The organism is Paenibacillus glucanolyticus, from assembly GCF_037333485.1.
In the GTDB taxonomy this organism is placed as follows: Bacteria; Bacillota; Bacilli; order Paenibacillales; family Paenibacillaceae; genus Paenibacillus_AQ; species Paenibacillus_AQ glucanolyticus.
This window is the reverse complement of sequence record NZ_CP147845.1, coordinates 6,048,532-6,067,244: the sequence shown is the minus strand read 5'-3', so window position 1 is coordinate 6,067,244 and position 18,713 is coordinate 6,048,532. Positions and strand designations below refer to the sequence as shown.

The window sequence follows — 18,713 nt, the reverse complement described above, 5'->3', positions numbered from 1 at the left end:
GTTAACGTCAATTGCTTCTCGCAAATCGGCGCTCCATGTAGTGGACGGCCAGACTGAGCGGAACGGTCAGGAGAAGATAGAACAGGGCTACAAACGTGTAGACAGGTATGCCCTTAAAGGTGCTTAGATTAATAAGATCGGCATAATACATCAGATCGAGTCCTGCGATAACGCCCAAAACAGAGGAGTTCTTAACTAAATTAATCAATTGATTGCCGATAGCCGGGAGTACGATTTTGACCGCCTGGGGAAGAATGATGTAGCGCATGTTCTGGACATAACTCAGCCCGGAGGACCGTGCGGCCTCGGTCTGTCCTGACGGTACCGCCTGAATGCCTGCCCGAATGGCTTCGGCGATGAAGGCCGCTGTATACACCATCAATCCGAGCGTCCCTGAGGTGAACGGATCAACCGGCACACCCAGAGCAGGGAGACCCAGGAAAAAGAAAAATACAACCACCAGGAGCGGAATGTTGCGGATAAACTCCACATAGATGGCACCGATGGCCTTTAGTATGCGGAATGGGGCAATGCGCAGAATGGCAATGAGTGTGCCCAGCACCAAGCTGCCAATCAGCCCGAACAGGCTGGCCAGAATAGTCTGGCCCAGGCCTGCCATGAATTGATCCCAATGCTCAACCAGAATGTTAAAATCCCACAAGGTCAAAATGCCTCACCTCCAATTGGGGATTAAAATTGATGGGCCGGTCGGAAGAGAAGGTCCCCTTCCTAAGGGAGATCCCTTATCATTAGAAGCAAGTCTTCTGGAACCGACCCGGCCATTACATGTGACAGTTATTCCGGTTTAACGCCCATCCACTGTTCGTACAGCTTGTCGTAATCGCCGCTATCCTTCATTTCCTTCAACAGCTCGTTAACGGTTTTCACAAACTCGGGATTCCCTTTCTTGATTGCCATGCCGTATGGCTCATCCGTAAAGTTGCCGCCGACTAGTTCAAAGCTGGGGTCCTGCTGCTGCATGCCGAGCAAAATTGAATTGTCGGTGGTCAGGGCATCACCCTGCCCTGCTTTGAGAGCGGTAAAGGCATCCTGGTAATTCTCGAATTCCAGGATTACGGCGTCAGGGGCTTTCTCACGGATGTTCTGCGCGGAGGTGGAGCCCTTCACGGTGAGTACCTTCGTATCCTTGTTCAGGCTTTCGAGTCCTGTAATGGGGCTGCCCTTTTTCACCAGCAAGGATTGGCCAGCTTCAAAATACACATCGCTGAAATCCACCTGTTCCTTGCGTTCCTCCGTAATGGTCATGGTGGCGATAATGATATCGATGTCCCCGTTCTTGAGCATATCGATCCGCGTTTTGGAGGTAACCTCCTTCAGCTCGACTTTGGTTTCATCACCAAGAATCTTCTTGGCAAGCGCTTTGGCGATGTCGATATCAAAACCCTCCACATTGCCGGTGGCCGGGTCCTGAAGTCCAAACAGCTTCGTATCATATTTCACGCCCGCCACCAGTTTGCCCCGTTTCTTGATGGCATCCAGGGTGTCTGTATTGCCGGAGCCTCCGCATCCTGATGCGATCAGCATCATAATTAGCGACAGAATCGCCGCGCTCCATCGGAACTTCCTTGTAAACCTGTTCTTCATACTTCAGATCCCCCTCAAAGATATAATTTCTCACAGCCGGTTCTACTGAAAGCGGTTATGCTAGCCGTAACATGGTCGGCGGTTAGTGGTGCAGCAGACGACTCAGGAATGCCCGCGCTCTTTCTTCCCGCGGTTGATTGAAGAATTCGGAGGAAGCGGCATCCTCAATGATGCGCCCTTCATCCATAAAGACGACCCGGTCTGCGGCTTCACGGGCGAAGCCCATCTCATGCGTAACCACGGCCATGGTCATGCCTTGGTGAGCGAGCGAACGCATGACATCCAGCACTTCGCCTATCATTTCCGGGTCGAGTGCGGATGTTGGTTCATCAAACAGCATGATTTTCGGGTTCATCGTCAATCCGCGGGCAATGGCAACCCGCTGCTGCTGGCCGCCTGAGAGCTGGGAGGGATAGCTGTCCGCTTTGTCCGCAATCCCGACCCGCTGCAGGTACGTCATCGCTTTTTCCGTGGCTTCCGCTTTGGTCATTCCCAGCACCTTCATGGGTGCAAGGATGATGTTGTCGATTACCTTCCTGTGCGGATACAGATTGAAATGCTGGAACACCATGCCGATATCCCGTCGGAATTTATTAATGTCGATCTTTCGGTCATGAAGCTTGACTCCATTCACAACAAGCTCGCCATCGCTTATGCCTTCGAGTCGGTTGATGCAGCGCAGCAGCGTGCTTTTTCCGGAGCCGGATGGCCCCACGATGACAACGACTTCCCCCTGGGAAATGGTCAGGTCGATTTCTTTCAGAACATGGAAGGTTCCGAAAAATTTGTTGACTCGGCTGAATTCGATCAGTAGAAATCCCCTCCTATTCACTTTAAAATGACGCTGCAGGCATGTAAGCTTTTGTCCTGTCTTGGTGCCAGGCCCTTTTTACACTGGTATGGCAAAGGGAGCTTGTTCCATGCCACTTTTAGGAAAATTTAGTATCCAAGCGGTGGGGAGTGAGATATAATAGGGTGCGTCATTAGGATGAAGGAGGCAACATGGATAAACGTGCAAAATTGACCGAAATCGACCTGGTTCGGGGCTTTGCGATGATGGGTGTGCTGATGGTGCATGCAACTTCATTCGCCACAGTTCAGATGCGCGGGGACGATTTTTTTGGCTTATATAACTTCCTGAACATTTTTTCGAAGGTCGGAACGACAACATTTATTTTCCTGAGCAGCTTTGTGCTGTTCTATAACTATTACCATCGTCCGTTCAAGGGCAGCGATCTTGCGCGGTTCTTCAAGAACCGGCTGATGTATATTCTGGTCCCGTATCTGCTGTTCTCGATTCTGTTCTTTACCGTGGCCTGGTATCATCGCGGGGGCGAGTCGAATCTAGCAGCGATGCTAGAGAGCTTCTGGCCCAAGCTGTTGACGGGAAAATCTTACACGCACTTATATTTCATCTTCATTAACATTCAGTTCTATGTGCTGTTCCCGCTGGTGCTGATGCTGCTGAAGCGGTTCCGCGGCTTCGCGGCGTCGAGCGTGCTGGTGGGCATCGTACTGCAATGGCTGTTCTATCTCGGCAATGATGCCTGGTGGGACGTGACCAACCGCAACAGCTGGTCGCTGTCATTTTTGTCGTATTATTTTCTCGGGGCATGGATTGGCATCTATTATGACCGGGTAAAAGATTGGCTGACTTCAGCACAGGTGACCGCAACGCCAACGCTGCGCAAGCTGGGCTGGGTCGCGCTTTGGGCAGTGTGGCTGGGCGCCGCGCTGGTGCATATAGGTCTTCGATACAATCAGCGGCTGCTGGGCATGGAATATCACCCGCTGCTCTACGATGCGTTCTGGAATGTACACACATTAACGACCGCGCTGGTTATGCTCCAAGTAGCGCTGAGCTTCGGGAATAAGCGTGCGTGGTGGCTGAACGGATTCAGGCGGATCGGGGTATATTCCTTCGGTATTTATCTGGTTCATCCTTTGGTTTTGCTGATCTACCGGGATTTCCCTCCCCATACAGAGAACTCCTGGCTGCTGCTGGCGTGGTATGCAGGGGGGCTGGTCAGTGCGCTGGCCGTTTCGTACATGGTGGTATACAGCATCAGCCGCCTTGGCCGCTGGACATGGATCTTCTTTGGCAAGCTGCCGGGAAACCTGCGGCCGGGACGAGCTACGGGGTCACCGGTTCAGGCGCCGCCTCTTACAGAGACATCATCGTAGAAATCTGTGGATTTAATAAGGTGCTTTCCTCGGCAGGGGAGAGCGCCTTTTTCTTTTGGCTTCAGGTGGCGATATTTCAGAATGACTCCCTGATTTTCGGAATGAGGTTAAGCTGTCCGAATGTCATGTTATATTTTGTTTTAAACACAGGTCAACCACATTCGTTACATACATGAAAGCGAGGGAATGGCAATATGAGTGGTAGCAGAAATCAAATAGTAAGCGGTTTCATTAAGGCGGATGGCAAACGGATTATTAATGGGGATGGTCAGGAGATTTTGCTGCAGGGCGTCGGACTGGGAAGCTGGCTGTTGCCGGAAGGATATATGTGGAAGCTGCCGGAGCAGGGAGACCGTCCGCGGCGCATCGAAGGCATGGTCAAAGATCTGATCGGAGAGGAGAAGGCATCGGCGTTCTGGGAAACCTATTATGAACGGTATATCGCCGAAGCTGATATTCGGCAAATAGCCCATGAGGGCTACAACTCGATTCGGGTGCCCATCAATGCCAGGTTCATTATGGAGGAGGGGCAGCGGCCGCCTTTTGCATATCACGAAGGTCATTTGAAGATGATCGACCGGGTCATCGATTGGTGCAGGACGTATTCGCTGTATGTTATTCTGGATTTGCACGGCGCACCTGGCGGACAGACGGGTGCGAATATAGACGATTCCGAGCGGGATTTACCGGAGCTGTTCACCGACCCGCTGAACGCAACGCGTACCGTGGCACTGTGGCGGATGCTGGCCGAGCGATATAAAGATGAATGGATCGTTGCCGGTTACGACCTGCTCAATGAGCCGCTGCCGGATTGGTTCAGCGAGTACAATGACCGGGTGATGCCGCTGTACAAGGAGATCACCGCAGCGATACGCGAAGTGGACAAGCGGCATATGATTATTTTGGAAGGAGTGCACTGGTCTACGGACTGGAGTATTTTCGACGATAAATTTGATGACAACCTCATGTTGCAATTCCATAAGTACTGGAATAATCCCGATACGGAGAGCATTCAGAAGTATCTTGATCTGCGCGAGGAATGGAATGTGCCGATCTTCATGGGGGAGGGCGGCGAGAACAACCCGCAGTGGTACACGGGGGCATTTCGGATGTTCGAGGACCATAATATATCCTGGAACTTCTGGACTTGGAAGAAGATGAACACTCAAAACTCGCCGTTCTCGATCAGAATGCCGGAGGGCTGGGATCAACTGACGGGTTATCTGGAAGGTGGAGCGAAGCCATCTCCTGCCGAAGCGGAGGCTATTCTGGGCCAATACCTGGATCATCTTCCGCTGGAAGCATGTGATGCCTATCCGAACGTGTCCCGGTCCCTGCTGCGCCAGCTGCCCATACAGATCCCGGCAGAGTTTTACGGATATCGTGGTGAGGGCCTCTCTTACCATGTTGGAGCAAAGGCCAGGCAGGATATCGGCTTTCGGGTTCGTGACGGTGTTCCGATGCGGATGATTACAGGCAAGATGGAAAAACCAAGTTATGCACCGGAAGGCGGCAAGCCATGGGTAGAGGATAACTTGGTATGCGTGCAGCTCCAGGAGGGGGATTGGCTCGCTTATGATGCGCTAAGCGCATCAGCAGGCGTCTTCGATCTGGACATTCGGGCGCAGCTTCCGACGGGTTCCGTAGACATCATGCTTCAGGTAGGGGAGCGGGAGCCTGAGGTTATCTCGTTATCGGAGTCCGGTGAATGGCAGTGGCAAATATATAAGCTGACTGAGGCTATGCCGGTCGAGGAAGGACCGGTCGATGTGGTGATGATGGTGAACAAAGGCGTAATCGAGCTGGATTGGCTGGAGTTCTCGGAATCCCGTTGAATTTAGATGGTAAAGGGGAGATGCGGCTGTGACAGAGCAGGCTGGTATATCGGAAGGGCTGTACCAATGGCTGGACGGCTCCGATCTGGAATCGAAGCAGGGCACGGCAATGATGCTGCTTAGTGTAACGGAAGATCTGTGGCCGCATACGGCGATGATAAGCGTAGGAGAGATTGTCGCTCTGGACCGGAGCAGGCTTAGACTTGCGCTCTGGCCGGGGACGGTGACAACCGGGAACCTTCTGCGCTCAGGTCAGGCAACCCTGGTGGCTATTCATGATGGAGCAGCCCACTATGTTCGGCTGCGGCTTCAGGCACTTCCCGATCTGCCGGATGCCCGGCATCCGCGGCAGCGTTTTGCCGCCGAAGTGGTGGCTGTACGCGAGGATATCGCGAAATATGCCGACATTCTCTCGGCGGTGAAGATCCAGCTCCACGACCCGGATGAAGTGCTGGGGCGGTGGAAGGAAACGATTGAGGAACTGCTCAAGTAAACGTTTCCTTGTGAAATAAAGGCTCTATATATGGCTCCCGGCATATGCCGGGAGTTGTATATGCCTCGCTGTGGTTAATCGGAATGATGCCGAATAAGGCAGCTTATAATTTTACGCAGAATCTTTTGGTTTGGTATTTGCTATCGGCGGCCAGATGTGTTAAGATATGAATATCGAAATCGACCTGAATTCACATATTGTAGAGGGTTGTCATTTCTGGTAACCTTGTGCAATATGTGAATTTTTTTATTCCGTCTGCGAAGAAAAAAGGTCATGTAAATATATATCAAGGAGGATTCCCCCATGCAAACAGGAACTGTTAAATGGTTTAATGCTGAAAAGGGCTTTGGTTTCATCGAAGTTGAAGGCGGTAACGATGTATTCGTTCACTTCAGCGCGATCCAAGGCGACGGCTTCAAAACGCTTGACGAAGGCCAACGCGTTGAATTCAACATTGTTGAAGGAAACCGTGGACCACAAGCTGAGAACGTTGTTAAATTGTAATTACAATTGAAAACTGCCCTTAATGTGAGACATTAAGGGCAGTTTTCTTTTATACGGCGTTTCTGTTTTCTAAGACGAAAATAAGGAGGAGCGTTCATGTATTCGCGTAAAAACTCGATGGAGAGTATTCCTGAAGAAATAACGGAAGTTTGGGCATGCACAAAGGAAGACTGCAAAGGGTGGATGCGGGACGATTTTGCGTTCGACACGGAACCGGTATGCCATTTGTGTCATTCCCCTATGGTCAAGGAATCGAGAAGTCTGCCGCAGCTTGTTAATACCAATAAACAACAGAAATCTCTGGCTAAGGGGATTCAGATCGAACGCAAATAGCAGCTAATACCTAGAGAAAGCGCTGGGCAAATACGAATTCTTCTTGAAGCTACCTTCGGATTTTATGGTAAATCCGTCTATTTCTGTTTCATTGGAAGGAGAATGGTTAGTAATATGTGTACCCTTAACATTCTGAGCTCAGAGTGATTTCGCAGCATAGGGGTCGCAAAATTCAAAGGAGTGAAATGTATTGAACACGCAAACCGAGGTACTGAAGCGAAACATCGACAACATGATCATTCAGGAGAACCAAGGCGGCTTGAACGATCAGGAGAAATTCATCATGCAGAAGCTGATGCGTGAGAAGTATCAACAGGAACACGAGAGTAAACAGGAACAGCGTGAGGAAAACAAAGAGGATTAACTGGGAAACCGTTTGATATACGTTGGAAAAAAGCGGATAATGCTGCTGACGTGATCGGTTAGATCACGGATAGCAGGATTCATTTGCAGGATTGAGGCATGAATGACAGCTCTTGAAGCTGCTGTTCATGCCTTTTTTTGTGTTATGGGGAGGACAAGGGCTCTCATCGAGGGAGTTTACCCGAAAAATGAGCCCCTTGAAACGAAATCTGAAACCTTACATGCAGGGAAAGTACGATCTACAATAGAAACATAGAGAATGTAAGGGTTTTCAATCTGATAGGATCAACTTGGAGGTCATAACCATGCAAAATCAACTTCATGCCGACGTTTCCGAAACCGGTGTCGGTCCATCGAGGGAACCTTCTGCGCAGGATCAGAAGAAACTTGATAGAAAAAGATGGCTCCGAAAGCTCTACGGTCAACGGCATCTTCAAATTATGGCACTGCTCGGCATTGTGTGGATGATCATCTTTAACTACATTCCCATGTACGGTGTCATCATCGCATTTAAAGAATTCAACATTGTGAAGTCCATTGGCGAGGCCCCATGGGTTGGGCTGGAGCATTTTAAGGAGTTTTTCTCGGACGAGGACTTTACGAACGTCATGCGGAACACACTCGGCATCAGCTTGCTGAAGCTGTTCATCGGTTTTCCGCTTCCGATTATCTTTGCGCTTTTCCTGAATGAGATTCGGTCTGTTCGCTACAAGAGAACAATCCAGACGATCTCTTATCTTCCTCACTTCTTGTCATGGGTTATACTGGGCGGCATTCTGATGACCTGGCTTGCCGACATCGGAATTATCAACAATATCTTGCTGGCTCTGAATATCATTGATGCGCCGATCACGTATCTGGCCGAACCGAAATATTTCTGGGGAATCATCATCACCTCGGATATATGGAAGGAGCTTGGTTGGTCTGCGATTATTTATCTGGCAGCCATCGCCAGCATTTCTCCTGAAATGTACGAGGCATCCACGATTGACGGTGCAGGACGGTTCCAGAAGATGTGGTACATTACGCTTCCAAGTATCAAATCGACCATCTCCATTCTTTTCATTCTGGCGGTCGGTGGTGTGCTCAATTCCAACTTCGATCAGATTTTGGTGCTGCGGAACTCGCTTAATGAAAGCGCGAGTAACGTAATCGATATTTTCGTGTACCACACCGGGATGCAGAACGGACGTTACTCCTACGCGCAAGCGGTCGCACTCTTCAAGTCCGTCATTGCCATTATCCTGCTGCTGATCGCGAACCAGGTTACCAAAAAGCTGAACGACACATCACTATTCTAACGGGAAGGGAGACGGAAATTCCATGCTTAAACGCAGAACCAAAGGCGAAGCCTTCTTCGATATATTCAACAACTTTGGCATGTTGATTGTATGCTTTTTGACGATATACCCGATCTGGTACGTGCTGGTGAATGCCTTCAACGACGGGCAGGATGCCATGCGCGGAGGTATCTACTGGTGGCCACGGGTATTCAGCTTCGAGAATTTCAGCGCGGTGTTTCAGAGCTCCGGCATCATGACTGCCATGGGAATTACCGTGGCCAAAACCGTGATCGGCGTGTTGATCCACGTCCTCTTCACGGCAATGGTTGCGTATGCTTTCTCCCGCAAAGGCTTGATTGGCGGCAAGTTGTATATTCTGATGGGAACGGTGACCATGTTCTTTGGCGGGGGCCTCATTCCTACCTATCTGCTGATCAAGGACTTAAACATGCTGGACAGCTTCCTGGTATACATCATTCCGGCAATGTTCAGCTTCTTCGATCTCATCATCTTCATGACGTTCTTCCGGGAAATCCCGGACGGTCTGGAGGAGGCTGCGAAGATTGACGGAGCCAACGACTGGTCGATCTTCCTCCGGGTGGTGCTGCCAGTGTCTATGCCGGTTATCGCGACGATCGCACTTTTTCATGGGGTGTTCCAGTGGAACGATTATTTCACCGGGGTTATCTACATTAACAATACGGATTTGCAGCCGATCCAGACGTATTTGTATAAGGTTGTGGCTCAATCCAGCTCCAACCAGATGATGGCCCAGGTTCCGGGCGGTGTTGCCAAGACGGTCACATCGCAATCAATCAAAATGGCGACCATGGTGGTGACCACTGCGCCTATTGTATTCGTATATCCGTTCCTGCAGCGGTACTTCGTCAAAGGGATGATGATTGGTTCCATTAAGGGATAAGTCGGTGTTCAGCTTTCCTCTCCCATCTTCCGGAGAAATCCGGGAGGAGAGAGAGATACAGGCGGTAGCTTCTCTTGCCACATCCGGCGGGAGTTCTATATAATCATATTTTTAAATAAGAAAAGGGGAAAACACATGAGCAAGATGCTTAAGCCAAAGAGCCTTCTGTTGTTGATGTTCGCACTGGTCATGGCCTTTACAACAGCATGCTCGTCCGGCGGTGATAATAGCGCGTCGGAAAAAGAGGAGGAAAAACCGGCAGAAGAAGTGAAACTGACTCAGGATCAGCCGGGGTGGCAAGTTGACACTTCACCGATTACGTTTGACTGGTACATCAACTTTGCCTGGTTCCCGAACAAATGGGGCGAGGATATTACTTCCCAATACGTAACCAAGAAGACCGGGGTGAATCTTAACCTGATCGTACCGGCGGGGAACGAAGCCGAGAAGATGAATACGATGATTGCATCCGGTACCTTGCCCGATTTTATTACGCTGGGATGGTATGAAGACGCTGTCAAAAAAATGATTGAAGGCGATCTGGTCCTGCCTCTGAACGAATTGGCCGATCAGTATGATCCGTATTTCTATAAAGTATCCGACCCTGCAAAAGTGTCATGGTACACGAAGGATGACGGCAACATCTACGGTTATCCGAATGCTTCCTCATCACCGAAGGACTATGAGAAGTTTGGCGACAACATCACGTCGAACCAAACGTTCCTGGTACGTAAAGACATGTATGAGGCGCTTGGAAGCCCGGAGATGCGCACACCGGAAGGTTTCCTGAAAGCGCTTGAGGACGCCAAGAAAATGTTCCCGGATGTGAACGGGCAGCCGCTCATTCCGTTTGGTCTGCATGATTTCCATGAAAAAGGCAACAGCTCGTTGGAAGGCTACCTGCAGAACTTTCTGGCCATTCCACAGGATAAAGACGGAAAGCTGAATGACCGCACGACAGATCCGGAATATGTAAAATGGCTCAAGACCCTGCGTCTTGCTAATGAAAAGGGACTGATGTCCAAAGATATCTTTGTGGATAAACGTCCGCAAATGGAAGAGAAAATGGCACAGGGCCGTTACTTCGCGATGCTCTACCAGCGCAGTGATATGGCGAACCAGCAGAACGCGCTGTTTGCTAATGATCCGAACTCCGTGTACATCGCGGTTGACGGACCGGCCAACTCCAATCTGGATCAGCCGACCCTGTCCGGTCCATCGATTTCCGGCTGGACGGTTACATTGATCTCCAAGAACGTAAAGGACAAAGCACGTGCCATCCGCTTCCTGGATTACCTGATCTCCGAAGAAGGACAGCGTGACACCTACCTTGGCGAAAAAGGCGTAACATGGGATACGATTGACGGCAAAGACCAGTTCCTACCTGAAGTTGCGCAGCTGCTGAACAGCGACCGCGGAGCGTTCGACAAGAAGTACGGAGCATCCCATACCTTCTGGATGCTGATGGATACCAATATTACGCCTGCTTGGGCACCTCCGGCTGTAGAGCCGTTCAAGCAGCTGGAAGACTGGACACGCGGCAAAACGGAAAGCTTCTCGCAATTTGACCAATTGGACCCGGATGCAAGTTCTGAGGAAGGCATTATAAATGACAAGGTCATGAACGAGTGGGGTAAAATACTGCCGAAACTGATCTTTGCCAAAACCGATGCCGAGTTTGATCAGATTTGGAACGGTTATTTGGAAAAACGCGAATCGCTCGGATTTGCCAAAGTGCATGAATACAGACAGAAAGAATACGAAGAGAACGTGAAGAAGCTTGAGGAATTCCTGCAATAAGGATTTCGTTTACGATCTGGTAGATGAACAGAATGAAGGCTTTAGGTACCCTATCCTCGATTTTGTCGAAATAGGGTGCCTTTTGTCGCATCACGAGATAATATAGGATTTGTATCCGATCGGCTGATGCTGTTGTCCTTGTCCATTCTGGATTAGGGTATGTTCATTACATAAAACGGGATGTGACAGTCATGGTGAAACGAATGGCATCGCTTATTCAATCGTTTACTTATTGGTTTGGCCGCAGGTCCATGCAGAGCCGTCTGGTTGCGGCCTATATATTGATTCTGCTCATTCCGAGCATCATCGTATCGAACTATTTTTTCAAGCAGATTCGGGAGACCTATATTAGCGATGCGCTGAACCAGAACTCATTCCTGCTGGAGATCGAGAAGATGAACATGCTTAACCAGATTGAGGCGATCGAAATGGCTGCACAGCTGTCGATTTCGGATGATGGAATCAAGGAGTATCTGCGGTTGAGTGAAGAACCCGAACCGGCATGGCTGATTGAGTTGGCTTGGGGGCCATTTAAGGACATGCAGCGAATTCAGACGAACAACCCTAACATTACCCACCTTCGTTTATTTACGGATAATCCGAACGTTACGGAGATGTGGCCTATTATATTTCAGGAGAACCGGATTGTCGGTGAGCCCTGGTTTTCTAAAATCAAGGAATTAAACGGTGGGGAACTATGGGTGTTCAACCACCGTGACCCTGATATTTTACAGCGTTACGCAGCGGATGTGTCCGAGGAATTGCCAAAGGTATCTTTGATCCGTCAGGTCCATCTCGGGAGTTACAGCGGAGTGGTCCAGGTTGACATGCTGCTCAAGTACTTTGCTCCGAAGACCTTTGCCGGTATCCTGGATGAAAGCTCACAGATGATGATCGTAGATCAGGAGGGGCAGCTGTTCATGGACAGAAGCCAATCGTTCATGACCGGCCATGAGGGCTTGCGGGAAGAGGTCGAGGTCCAATTCGCTAACCTGAGGCAGCAGGCCGATGATCTGGAAAAAACGGTGCATGCGCAATTCAGCGTGAATGGTTCCTCGTTCTTGCTGATTGCAACGCCGGTGGAGCGGCTTCATGCTTACGTGCTGAATGTCGTGTCGCTGGAAGGGGCTCTGAATAACGTATCCAAAGCCCAGGGGCAGATTATAGCAGCCAATATCCTGCTGATCATTCTGCTGTCGATCATTACGTACTACATGAATTCCATCATCCTGAAGAGTTTGAGGCGTTTAACGGAGGCAATGAAAAGAGTCCGCAAAGGGGAAGTCACTGCGGGCCTGACCATACAGGGCGGCGGCGAGGTTGGAGAGCTGGCGCATCATTTTAACAAATTAATCCGAACCATTAACGAACTGATTGCCCAAGGGGTAAGGAAGCAAGCGGTGACCAAGGAGGCAGAGCTTCGGACGCTGCATAGTCAGATTGACTCCCACTTTCTGTACAATACACTTGAGAATATTAAGATGCTGGCGGAAATTGAAGGGCAGCGGACGATCTCGGACGCGCTGACCTCGCTCGGCGGGATGATGCGCTACAACTTTAAGTGGTCGGGAGAGTACGTGAAGCTGAGGGATGAGATCCGTCATATCCGCAATTATATTGATGTGATGAATATCCGTTTTGATGAACCGATATGGCTTGAGCTTAACATACCGTCTGAGTTTATGGAGCTTGAGGTGCTGAAGATGTCACTGCAGCCGATTGTGGAGAATGCCGTCAAGCATGCCTGGCCAGAGGCGCTGGATCAGGAGAAACGGATTAAGATCAACGTGATTGCATGGGAAGAGGACCGAATTACGATTAACGTAACGGATAACGGGATCGGTATTGAGCCGTATCGACTGGGCAGGCTGGGTGAGAGTCTGCGCACGGTTGACAATGAAGACCTTCCATCCGGGGACTACGGAAGGGGAGGGGCACAGGCTGGAGGAATCGGACTTCGGAATGTGCACCAGCGAATCCGGTTGTTCTACGGAAACGATTATGGACTCGAAGTGAAGAGCGAAGAAGGAATATTCACGCAGGTGACCATGACGTTCCCTAAGGTTCTTTTAACAGGAGGAGGCAGTGGACATGAGAAGTCTGATGATCGTAGACGATGAGAAGAATATCCGGCATGGACTGAAAATGATGATTGAACGGGAGTTCCCGGATCAATACGATATCCGGATAGCTGCACAGGGACAGGAAGCGCTGGATTCCTTTCATGAGCAGCCGGCCGATATCGTAATTACAGACATCCGGATGCCGGTCATGGACGGGATTCGCCTGATTGAGGCATTTACTGAGCTGGAGAGCACACTGGGGGTTAAGCCCATCGTGCTAATCTTAAGTGGTTATGATGATTTTGAATATGCGAAGGCAGCGATCCGGTATCAGGTGAAGGAGTATTTGCTTAAGCCGATCCGCCGGGATGAACTGTTCGCCGCGCTGAGAAAGACGGAAGAAGCGTTGCTCTGGCAGGCGGATGTGCATAAACGAATGGCGGCCAGCGAGGTGTATTTTCAGCAGCTGCAGGCCCATCGCCTGAAGGAGCTGTTAGAGCAGCCGGAAGGTTCCCTCAAGGATATGGAAGCTGCGGCGAAAGAGATCGGCTTTGATACGTTTATGAAGCCGTTCCGACTTGCAGTGATGAAGTATAAGTATGAAGACGGCAATGCCATGAACAAGAATGAGCTCAAGCAACTGATTGATCATATAATGGCTTCTGTCGAAGGGCGAATCAGTGCTTGCTTCCTGGACGGCACAGGAAAGGTTGTGCTGATCGGGAGCCCGGACGGTTTATTCGAGGAGCTTGCACGGCAGTTTACCGAGCGAGAGATGGACGGGCTCTTCGTAGGGATCAGCTGCGAGGGTTTCCGAGTGGAAGATATCCGGGCTTGCTACAAGCAAGCCCTGACCGCGATGAATTATACGTTCATACATCCTAACGTTAAGTTGATGAGTCATGACGATATTCAGGGAGCGCTGCATACCTATCCGGTGCCGGAGGAGGATATCCGCAAGCTGGGCAATATGCTGGGTACAGAACGCGAGCGTGAGATCAAGGCGCTGCTGCTGGATATTTTTCATATCGAGGATATGCCGCATGTAGCCATTGATTATTTGGAGCAGGTCAGCAAGCGGATTAATGAACAGGTACTGGATGAAGTGTTTCGAATTTACGGGGAGTCTATGGTGGAGGTATTGAAGCTGTACCGCAAGGTAGGCACGATGGACAATTACCGTCATTTTCACGCGTATTTCAGAAATCTGGAGCATCTGCTGCTTAACGTGAATGAATACATCAAGGGCATCCGCTCCGCCCACAGCGAGCATTCCGAGATCAAAGCCGCTGTGAGTTACATGGAGGAGAATTTCCATAGACCGCTTAATATGGCGATGGTCAGCAATCATGTTTCTTTGAATTATTCCTATTTCAGTGAAGCGTTCAAGGCTCATACGGGCGAGAACTTTGTGGTCTTTCTCAAGAAGCTGCGGATTGCCAAGGCCAAAGATCTAATCCAGGATGGGACACTGAAGCTTACAGACATAGGCAAAGCCGTCGGGTTTGAGAACATCAAGCAATTCTCACGTGTGTTCAAGGAGCTTGAAGGGATCTCGCCGCATGAATTCCGGATTAAGGTTCAGACGGATGCCGGGCTGCAGCAGGGATAGCCTGGCTGCCATTTCCTGTGCATCCCTTATCATCCTGCCGTTTTCTGCGCTTGGAAAATGGCGGGATGTTTTAAGTGAGAGGAGATATCCAACCTCTTGCTTTATCCTTTTTATGGTAAAATAAATAGAGTTGGAGGTGTGTCATGTCGAAATCGGCCAAATGGGTCTGGGTATGGATTATAGCCTTAATTGTTGTATGTACCGTTGTTGTGCTTGAGCATCAGAAGAGGATGGAGCAGGGGGCGAGAATGACCCTGCAAAGCGTATTGGGGACGTCTCTTGCTCAAATATGGAGCCACTATACCGACATCCTGGAGCTGAAGTCGATGCCGCTTCATGAAGCGCGCCTGGCGGAGGTTCGATTGAAGCTTGCGGCGATTGAAGCATACTCCAGGACGGCGGATAAGGCTGTCCATTCTTCATTGTTAAACCCGATTGCGGAGAAGATGCTGGCCTTGTCGGATAGCATTCGGGACAGCTACGCAGAGAACGGTCGTTTCCTGGAAGCTGACGAGGATAAGTACGCTCTCATCATGCGGGATTCGGAAGCGCTGCTCTCCCTTATGAGCGAGGTATACTATGTACCAGAGTCGCAGGAGGGTGCCGAGGTGACGCTGAATATCTCCAATTACGATGGATTGGTAGCGCTTAACAAACGTTTGGAGCAAGATCTTCATGGTTATTCGGTCAAGTAGAAGGCATTCATACATAGCAAAAAAAGACACCTTATCGGGGTTCCTGGTTCATGCCTGGAATTAGCGATGGGTGTCTTTCCTATATACAGGATTATGTAATCCTTGTGTCTTCTATATTTACTGGGCGGCTGTTTCCAGCATGGACAGCGTCATTTCCATTTTGCGGGTGATTTCTTTCTGCCATTTCACGTCTCCGAGCTGGATGGCGAGATTCAGCAGGTCCAGATAGTCATCCATTTGCAGAGAACAGCGGCGGGAAGTCGTTTTCATAAGTCAATCGGCTCTCCTTTTATCTATAGACTCTCCAAGCGAAACAGGTGTAACCTCAAGTGTTGCATAGATTCTCAACACATTCTCACTTGTCCGGTAATGATAATCATTATCATGTGGCTAATTCTCATTATAAAGACTTCCCGCACGGGATGCAAGTCACTTTCTCGAATTTGTCGAAAATGATTTTAATTCATAAAGAACCGCTGTCTATATTTCCGCGGAGATATGCCTTCCTGCTTCGTGAAGCAGGAGGTAAAGTAGGCCGCATGGTTGAATCCGACCTCCTCTGCGATACGACTGATATTGAAATCCGTCTGCATCAGCAGCATCTTGGCTTGCTCGATCCGGTAGCGCTGCAAATATTCAACAGGCGAGCAGCCGAATTCCTTCTGCATGCAGCGCGCAATATACACAGGGTGAAAGTTGATGCGGTCACCAAGCTCCTGCACCTTGAATTCCTCACGATAATGCTTCCGCAAATAAGCTGCGGCCCGTTCGGCGCAAGCGGACGAAGGCGAGGATACCGGCGTATCGAGTGCGGCGGCCAGCTGTTCAATGAGCTCTTGAAAAACCACCTGCTGCCGCCATAAAAATTTGGCCTGATGGCCGTACTGAACCAGCGAGGACATGGTTGCCAGAAGCTCCATGGCTTTCTCCGGTTGAGGCAGGGTGCCGAACTGGGGGATTTTGACGGTAAAATAGTTCGGCGCCATCGCTTTCAGCTCCGGCACCTCCTCTTTTCTTGGCGCCTGGACGGTCTCGTCGGCATGCCAGTCCCCGGAGGTCTGGAAATGGAGCCAGTAATAATCGGTCTCTTCGGTACATCCGTTTGTACCAAAATGATGCGTATCGGGCCGCAGGATGAGATACATGCCCGGTTTGATCTCATAGGGATTGCCATTCTCTGTAACATCAAGCCGACCCTTCATGACAACGAGCAGATCGAAAATGCCGATGTTCTTGCGGTTGGGATGTCCACCATGGATGGGAGCCCGGGTGAGACCGCTATTGATATATTCCGGAAGCGGCGGAACGGTGAAATTCAGGATGGTCATAGGAAAGCCCTTTCGTGATCCTCGAGGTTTGAATTTTTATATTTTTCGTTCGGAAAATGATATTATAACTCCAGTATACCATCTATAATTTGAGAAGGTTAAAGACCGTTTTATCATGAATTGTGTTTAACCCTTACATCATGGGTGGAGGTTGGAATGTTGGATAAAAACACAAGCAAATTTACACTATGGGTCCTTGCGTGGCCTATATTTATTGAGCTGTTCCTGCAGTTTCTGCTTGGAGCAGTCGATACATTGATGGTTAGCCGTATATCTGATGACGCGGTTGCGGTGGTAGGCTTCTCCAATCAGCTCTTTCAGGCGATGACAACGCTGTTTATGACAGTTGCCAGCGGTGCCGGTATCCTCATTGCGCAAAAAATCGGCTCCAGCAAATCAGGGGATGCCCGAACGATCGCGATTATGGCACTAAGTGTGACTACCTTAATCGGCATCGTATGCAGCGTGATCTTATTTGCTGTGCCGGAGCAGATTGCCGCTGTGCTTCAATTGCCGGAGAACCTGCTTCCACTTGCCGGCACCTATATCTCGATTGTTGGGGGCGGCATGGTGCTGATTGCCATGATGGCGACGATGAGCACCGTCATTCGCAATACCGGGAACACCCGAGCCCCCATGTACGTAGCCATTGGGATGAACATTATCCACGTGATTATGAACTACGGCTTTATTTTTGGGGCCTTTGGCTTCCCGCAGTGGGGGCTAACCGGTGTGGCAATTTCGACGGTGGTCAGCCGTCTGCTTGCTGTGCTGCTGCTGCTCTATATATTCCTGCGTTCGTTTGAATACCGGGTCAAGTGGAGAGAATTCCGAGTGTTTGACCGTCCGCTGTTTGGCGAGGTATTAAAAATCGGCTGGCCGCTCGGGGTGAATATGTCCTGCTGGGTGTTCTCGCAGCTCATCATTTACACCTTCATTGCTACGCTTGGCGCTGCGGAGCTCGCTGCCCGCACGTATATGAATACACTCGAATCCTTCTGCTTCCTGCTTGGCTCGTCCATCGCGATGGCCGCCCAAATTCAAATTGCCCATCTGTTCGGGGCAGGACGTACGAAGGAGGCCTACCGAAGCGCCTACCGCGCGCTGGGCTTCGGCACGATTTATGTTGTTGTTAACGGCTTTATCTTGTTTGTATTCGGCAAGCAGCTGCTTGGCATGTTTACCAATGATCAGACCATCATCGCAATCGGGGCCTCTCTGCTGGGCATGAACCTGATTCTTCAGCCGGGCAAAATGCTCAACATGGCACTAGGCAACTCACTCAATGCTGTGGGCGATACGAGGTTCACGATGTATATTTCCCTTGGCTCGATGTGGCTGGTCGCCACGGTGCTGTCCTACGTGCTCGGCGTTCATATGGGCTGGGGACTGATCGGTATATATTCGTGCATGATCGCTGACGAATATCTGAGAGGTGCGCTGTCTTACTTCCGCTGGCGCAATCAGAAGTACCTGCGCAAGGCAGAGCAGCAGGCAGAGCCGATGAACCATCACACGATCCCAATCGAGCCGATACCGGCACAGGTGTAATTTCAGGGTATAATATTGATAAAGGATACTTCGGCCGTGCGGCATCGAGGTATTCTTTTTTTGTGAGATACTAAAAAAATAAATATCGAAAACTTTTCTCCGACATGGCAGGGTATTATAAGTGATTGGCCAAGTGGAAGGA

The 18,713-nt window shown here is 50.0% G+C and carries 18 protein-coding genes; 13 read left to right on the top strand and 5 right to left on the bottom strand.

The features are described 5' to 3' along the window. Positions 1 to 7: 7 nt before the first annotated feature. From WDY75_RS28075 to WDY75_RS28065, 3 genes are all read right to left on the bottom strand, one after another. Complete coding sequence (locus WDY75_RS28075) at positions 8 to 667, bottom strand: amino acid ABC transporter permease (protein ID WP_006207890.1); 660 nt, start codon at positions 665 to 667, stop codon at positions 8 to 10. Between the two features lie 128 nt (positions 668 to 795). Further along, the gene (locus WDY75_RS28070) at positions 796 to 1,605 is read right to left on the bottom strand and encodes a glutamate ABC transporter substrate-binding protein (RefSeq protein ID WP_006207891.1); all 810 of its coding nucleotides are present in this window, start codon (positions 1,603 to 1,605) and stop codon (positions 796 to 798) included. Positions 1,606 to 1,687: 82 nt separating this feature from the next. Beyond that, positions 1,688 to 2,437: an amino acid ABC transporter ATP-binding protein gene (locus WDY75_RS28065; RefSeq protein ID WP_036643923.1), complete on the bottom strand. Its 750-nt coding sequence runs from the start codon at positions 2,435 to 2,437 to the stop codon at positions 1,688 to 1,690. Positions 2,438 to 2,607: 170 nt separating this feature from the next. On the opposite strand from WDY75_RS28065, the gene WDY75_RS28060 reads away from it, so the two are divergent. The 12 genes from WDY75_RS28060 (at position 2,608) to WDY75_RS28005 (ending at position 15,692) form a co-directional block, all read left to right on the top strand. Further along, entirely contained in the window at positions 2,608 to 3,789 is a 1,182-nt protein-coding gene (locus tag WDY75_RS28060) for an acyltransferase (protein ID WP_063478454.1), read from the top strand. Positions 3,790 to 3,983: 194 nt separating this feature from the next. Next, complete coding sequence (locus WDY75_RS28055) at positions 3,984 to 5,624, top strand: cellulase family glycosylhydrolase (protein WP_063478455.1); 1,641 nt, start codon at positions 3,984 to 3,986, stop codon at positions 5,622 to 5,624. A 28-nt stretch (positions 5,625 to 5,652) separates the two neighbouring features. Next, positions 5,653 to 6,117: a hypothetical protein gene (locus tag WDY75_RS28050; protein ID WP_006207895.1), complete on the top strand. Its 465-nt coding sequence runs from the start codon at positions 5,653 to 5,655 to the stop codon at positions 6,115 to 6,117. A 303-nt stretch (positions 6,118 to 6,420) separates the two neighbouring features. Next, positions 6,421 to 6,621 (top strand): cold-shock protein CspD, encoded by a 201-nt coding sequence (gene cspD / locus WDY75_RS28045; protein WP_006207896.1) that lies wholly within the window; start codon positions 6,421 to 6,423, stop codon positions 6,619 to 6,621. Between the two features lie 96 nt (positions 6,622 to 6,717). Beyond that, complete coding sequence (locus tag WDY75_RS28040; RefSeq protein WP_006207897.1) at positions 6,718 to 6,954, top strand: cold-shock protein; 237 nt, start codon at positions 6,718 to 6,720, stop codon at positions 6,952 to 6,954. Positions 6,955 to 7,144: 190 nt separating this feature from the next. Beyond that, positions 7,145 to 7,318 carry a hypothetical protein gene (locus WDY75_RS28035; protein ID WP_006207898.1) on the top strand — a complete coding sequence of 58 codons (174 nt, stop codon included), beginning with the start codon at positions 7,145 to 7,147 and terminating at the stop codon, positions 7,316 to 7,318. Positions 7,319 to 7,622: 304 nt separating this feature from the next. Further along, entirely contained in the window at positions 7,623 to 8,618 is a 996-nt protein-coding gene (locus tag WDY75_RS28030; RefSeq protein WP_036643917.1) for an ABC transporter permease, read from the top strand. Between the two features lie 22 nt (positions 8,619 to 8,640). After that, positions 8,641 to 9,522: a carbohydrate ABC transporter permease gene (locus tag WDY75_RS28025; RefSeq protein WP_006207899.1), complete on the top strand. Its 882-nt coding sequence runs from the start codon at positions 8,641 to 8,643 to the stop codon at positions 9,520 to 9,522. A gap of 135 nt (positions 9,523 to 9,657) precedes the next feature. After that, complete coding sequence (locus WDY75_RS28020; RefSeq protein ID WP_006207900.1) at positions 9,658 to 11,322, top strand: extracellular solute-binding protein; 1,665 nt, start codon at positions 9,658 to 9,660, stop codon at positions 11,320 to 11,322. 191 nt (positions 11,323 to 11,513) lie between these two features. Further along, entirely contained in the window at positions 11,514 to 13,442 is a 1,929-nt protein-coding gene (locus WDY75_RS28015; RefSeq protein ID WP_231887988.1) for a sensor histidine kinase, read from the top strand. Continuing rightward, positions 13,414 to 14,997 carry a response regulator gene (locus WDY75_RS28010; RefSeq protein WP_036643910.1) on the top strand — a complete coding sequence of 528 codons (1,584 nt, stop codon included), beginning with the start codon at positions 13,414 to 13,416 and terminating at the stop codon, positions 14,995 to 14,997. The genes WDY75_RS28015 and WDY75_RS28010 overlap by 29 nt, the downstream gene beginning before the upstream one ends. Positions 14,998 to 15,140: 143 nt before the next feature. Then, the gene (locus WDY75_RS28005) at positions 15,141 to 15,692 is read left to right on the top strand and encodes a hypothetical protein (RefSeq protein ID WP_063478457.1); all 552 of its coding nucleotides are present in this window, start codon (positions 15,141 to 15,143) and stop codon (positions 15,690 to 15,692) included. A gap of 117 nt (positions 15,693 to 15,809) precedes the next feature. Here WDY75_RS28005 and WDY75_RS28000 read toward each other — a convergent pair whose 3' ends face one another. Then, positions 15,810 to 15,962, bottom strand: coding sequence for a hypothetical protein (locus WDY75_RS28000; RefSeq protein WP_006207904.1), 153 nt, complete (start codon positions 15,960 to 15,962; stop codon positions 15,810 to 15,812). 188 nt (positions 15,963 to 16,150) lie between these two features. Beyond that, positions 16,151 to 17,020 carry an AraC family transcriptional regulator gene (locus WDY75_RS27995; protein WP_036643905.1) on the bottom strand — a complete coding sequence of 290 codons (870 nt, stop codon included), beginning with the start codon at positions 17,018 to 17,020 and terminating at the stop codon, positions 16,151 to 16,153. A 156-nt stretch (positions 17,021 to 17,176) separates the two neighbouring features. Here WDY75_RS27995 and WDY75_RS27990 point away from each other — a divergent pair, with 156 nt between their 5' ends. Continuing rightward, positions 17,177 to 18,571: an MATE family efflux transporter gene (locus WDY75_RS27990; RefSeq protein ID WP_063478458.1), complete on the top strand. Its 1,395-nt coding sequence runs from the start codon at positions 17,177 to 17,179 to the stop codon at positions 18,569 to 18,571. Positions 18,572 to 18,713 lie beyond the last annotated feature (142 nt).

Excerpts from the sequence above, each read along its gene's own strand:
- WDY75_RS28070 (WP_006207891.1), bottom strand. The coding sequence starts at position 1,605 with ATGAAGAACAGGTTTACAAGGAAGTTCCGATGGAGCGCGGCGATTCTG.
- WDY75_RS28060 (WP_063478454.1), top strand. The coding sequence starts at position 2,608 with ATGGATAAACGTGCAAAATTGACCGAAATCGACCTGGTTCGGGGCTTT.
- WDY75_RS28055 (WP_063478455.1), top strand. The coding sequence starts at position 3,984 with ATGAGTGGTAGCAGAAATCAAATAGTAAGCGGTTTCATTAAGGCGGAT.
- cspD (WP_006207896.1), top strand. The coding sequence starts at position 6,421 with ATGCAAACAGGAACTGTTAAATGGTTTAATGCTGAAAAGGGCTTTGGT.
- WDY75_RS28040 (WP_006207897.1), top strand. The coding sequence starts at position 6,718 with ATGTATTCGCGTAAAAACTCGATGGAGAGTATTCCTGAAGAAATAACG.
- WDY75_RS28030 (WP_036643917.1), top strand. The coding sequence starts at position 7,623 with ATGCAAAATCAACTTCATGCCGACGTTTCCGAAACCGGTGTCGGTCCA.
- WDY75_RS28025 (WP_006207899.1), top strand. The coding sequence starts at position 8,641 with ATGCTTAAACGCAGAACCAAAGGCGAAGCCTTCTTCGATATATTCAAC.
- WDY75_RS28020 (WP_006207900.1), top strand. The coding sequence starts at position 9,658 with ATGAGCAAGATGCTTAAGCCAAAGAGCCTTCTGTTGTTGATGTTCGCA.
- WDY75_RS28015 (WP_231887988.1), top strand. The coding sequence starts at position 11,514 with ATGGTGAAACGAATGGCATCGCTTATTCAATCGTTTACTTATTGGTTT.
- WDY75_RS28010 (WP_036643910.1), top strand. The coding sequence starts at position 13,414 with ATGAGAAGTCTGATGATCGTAGACGATGAGAAGAATATCCGGCATGGA.
- WDY75_RS28005 (WP_063478457.1), top strand. The coding sequence starts at position 15,141 with ATGTCGAAATCGGCCAAATGGGTCTGGGTATGGATTATAGCCTTAATT.
- WDY75_RS28000 (WP_006207904.1), bottom strand. The coding sequence starts at position 15,962 with ATGAAAACGACTTCCCGCCGCTGTTCTCTGCAAATGGATGACTATCTG.
- WDY75_RS27995 (WP_036643905.1), bottom strand. The coding sequence starts at position 17,020 with ATGACCATCCTGAATTTCACCGTTCCGCCGCTTCCGGAATATATCAAT.
- WDY75_RS27990 (WP_063478458.1), top strand. The coding sequence starts at position 17,177 with ATGTTGGATAAAAACACAAGCAAATTTACACTATGGGTCCTTGCGTGG.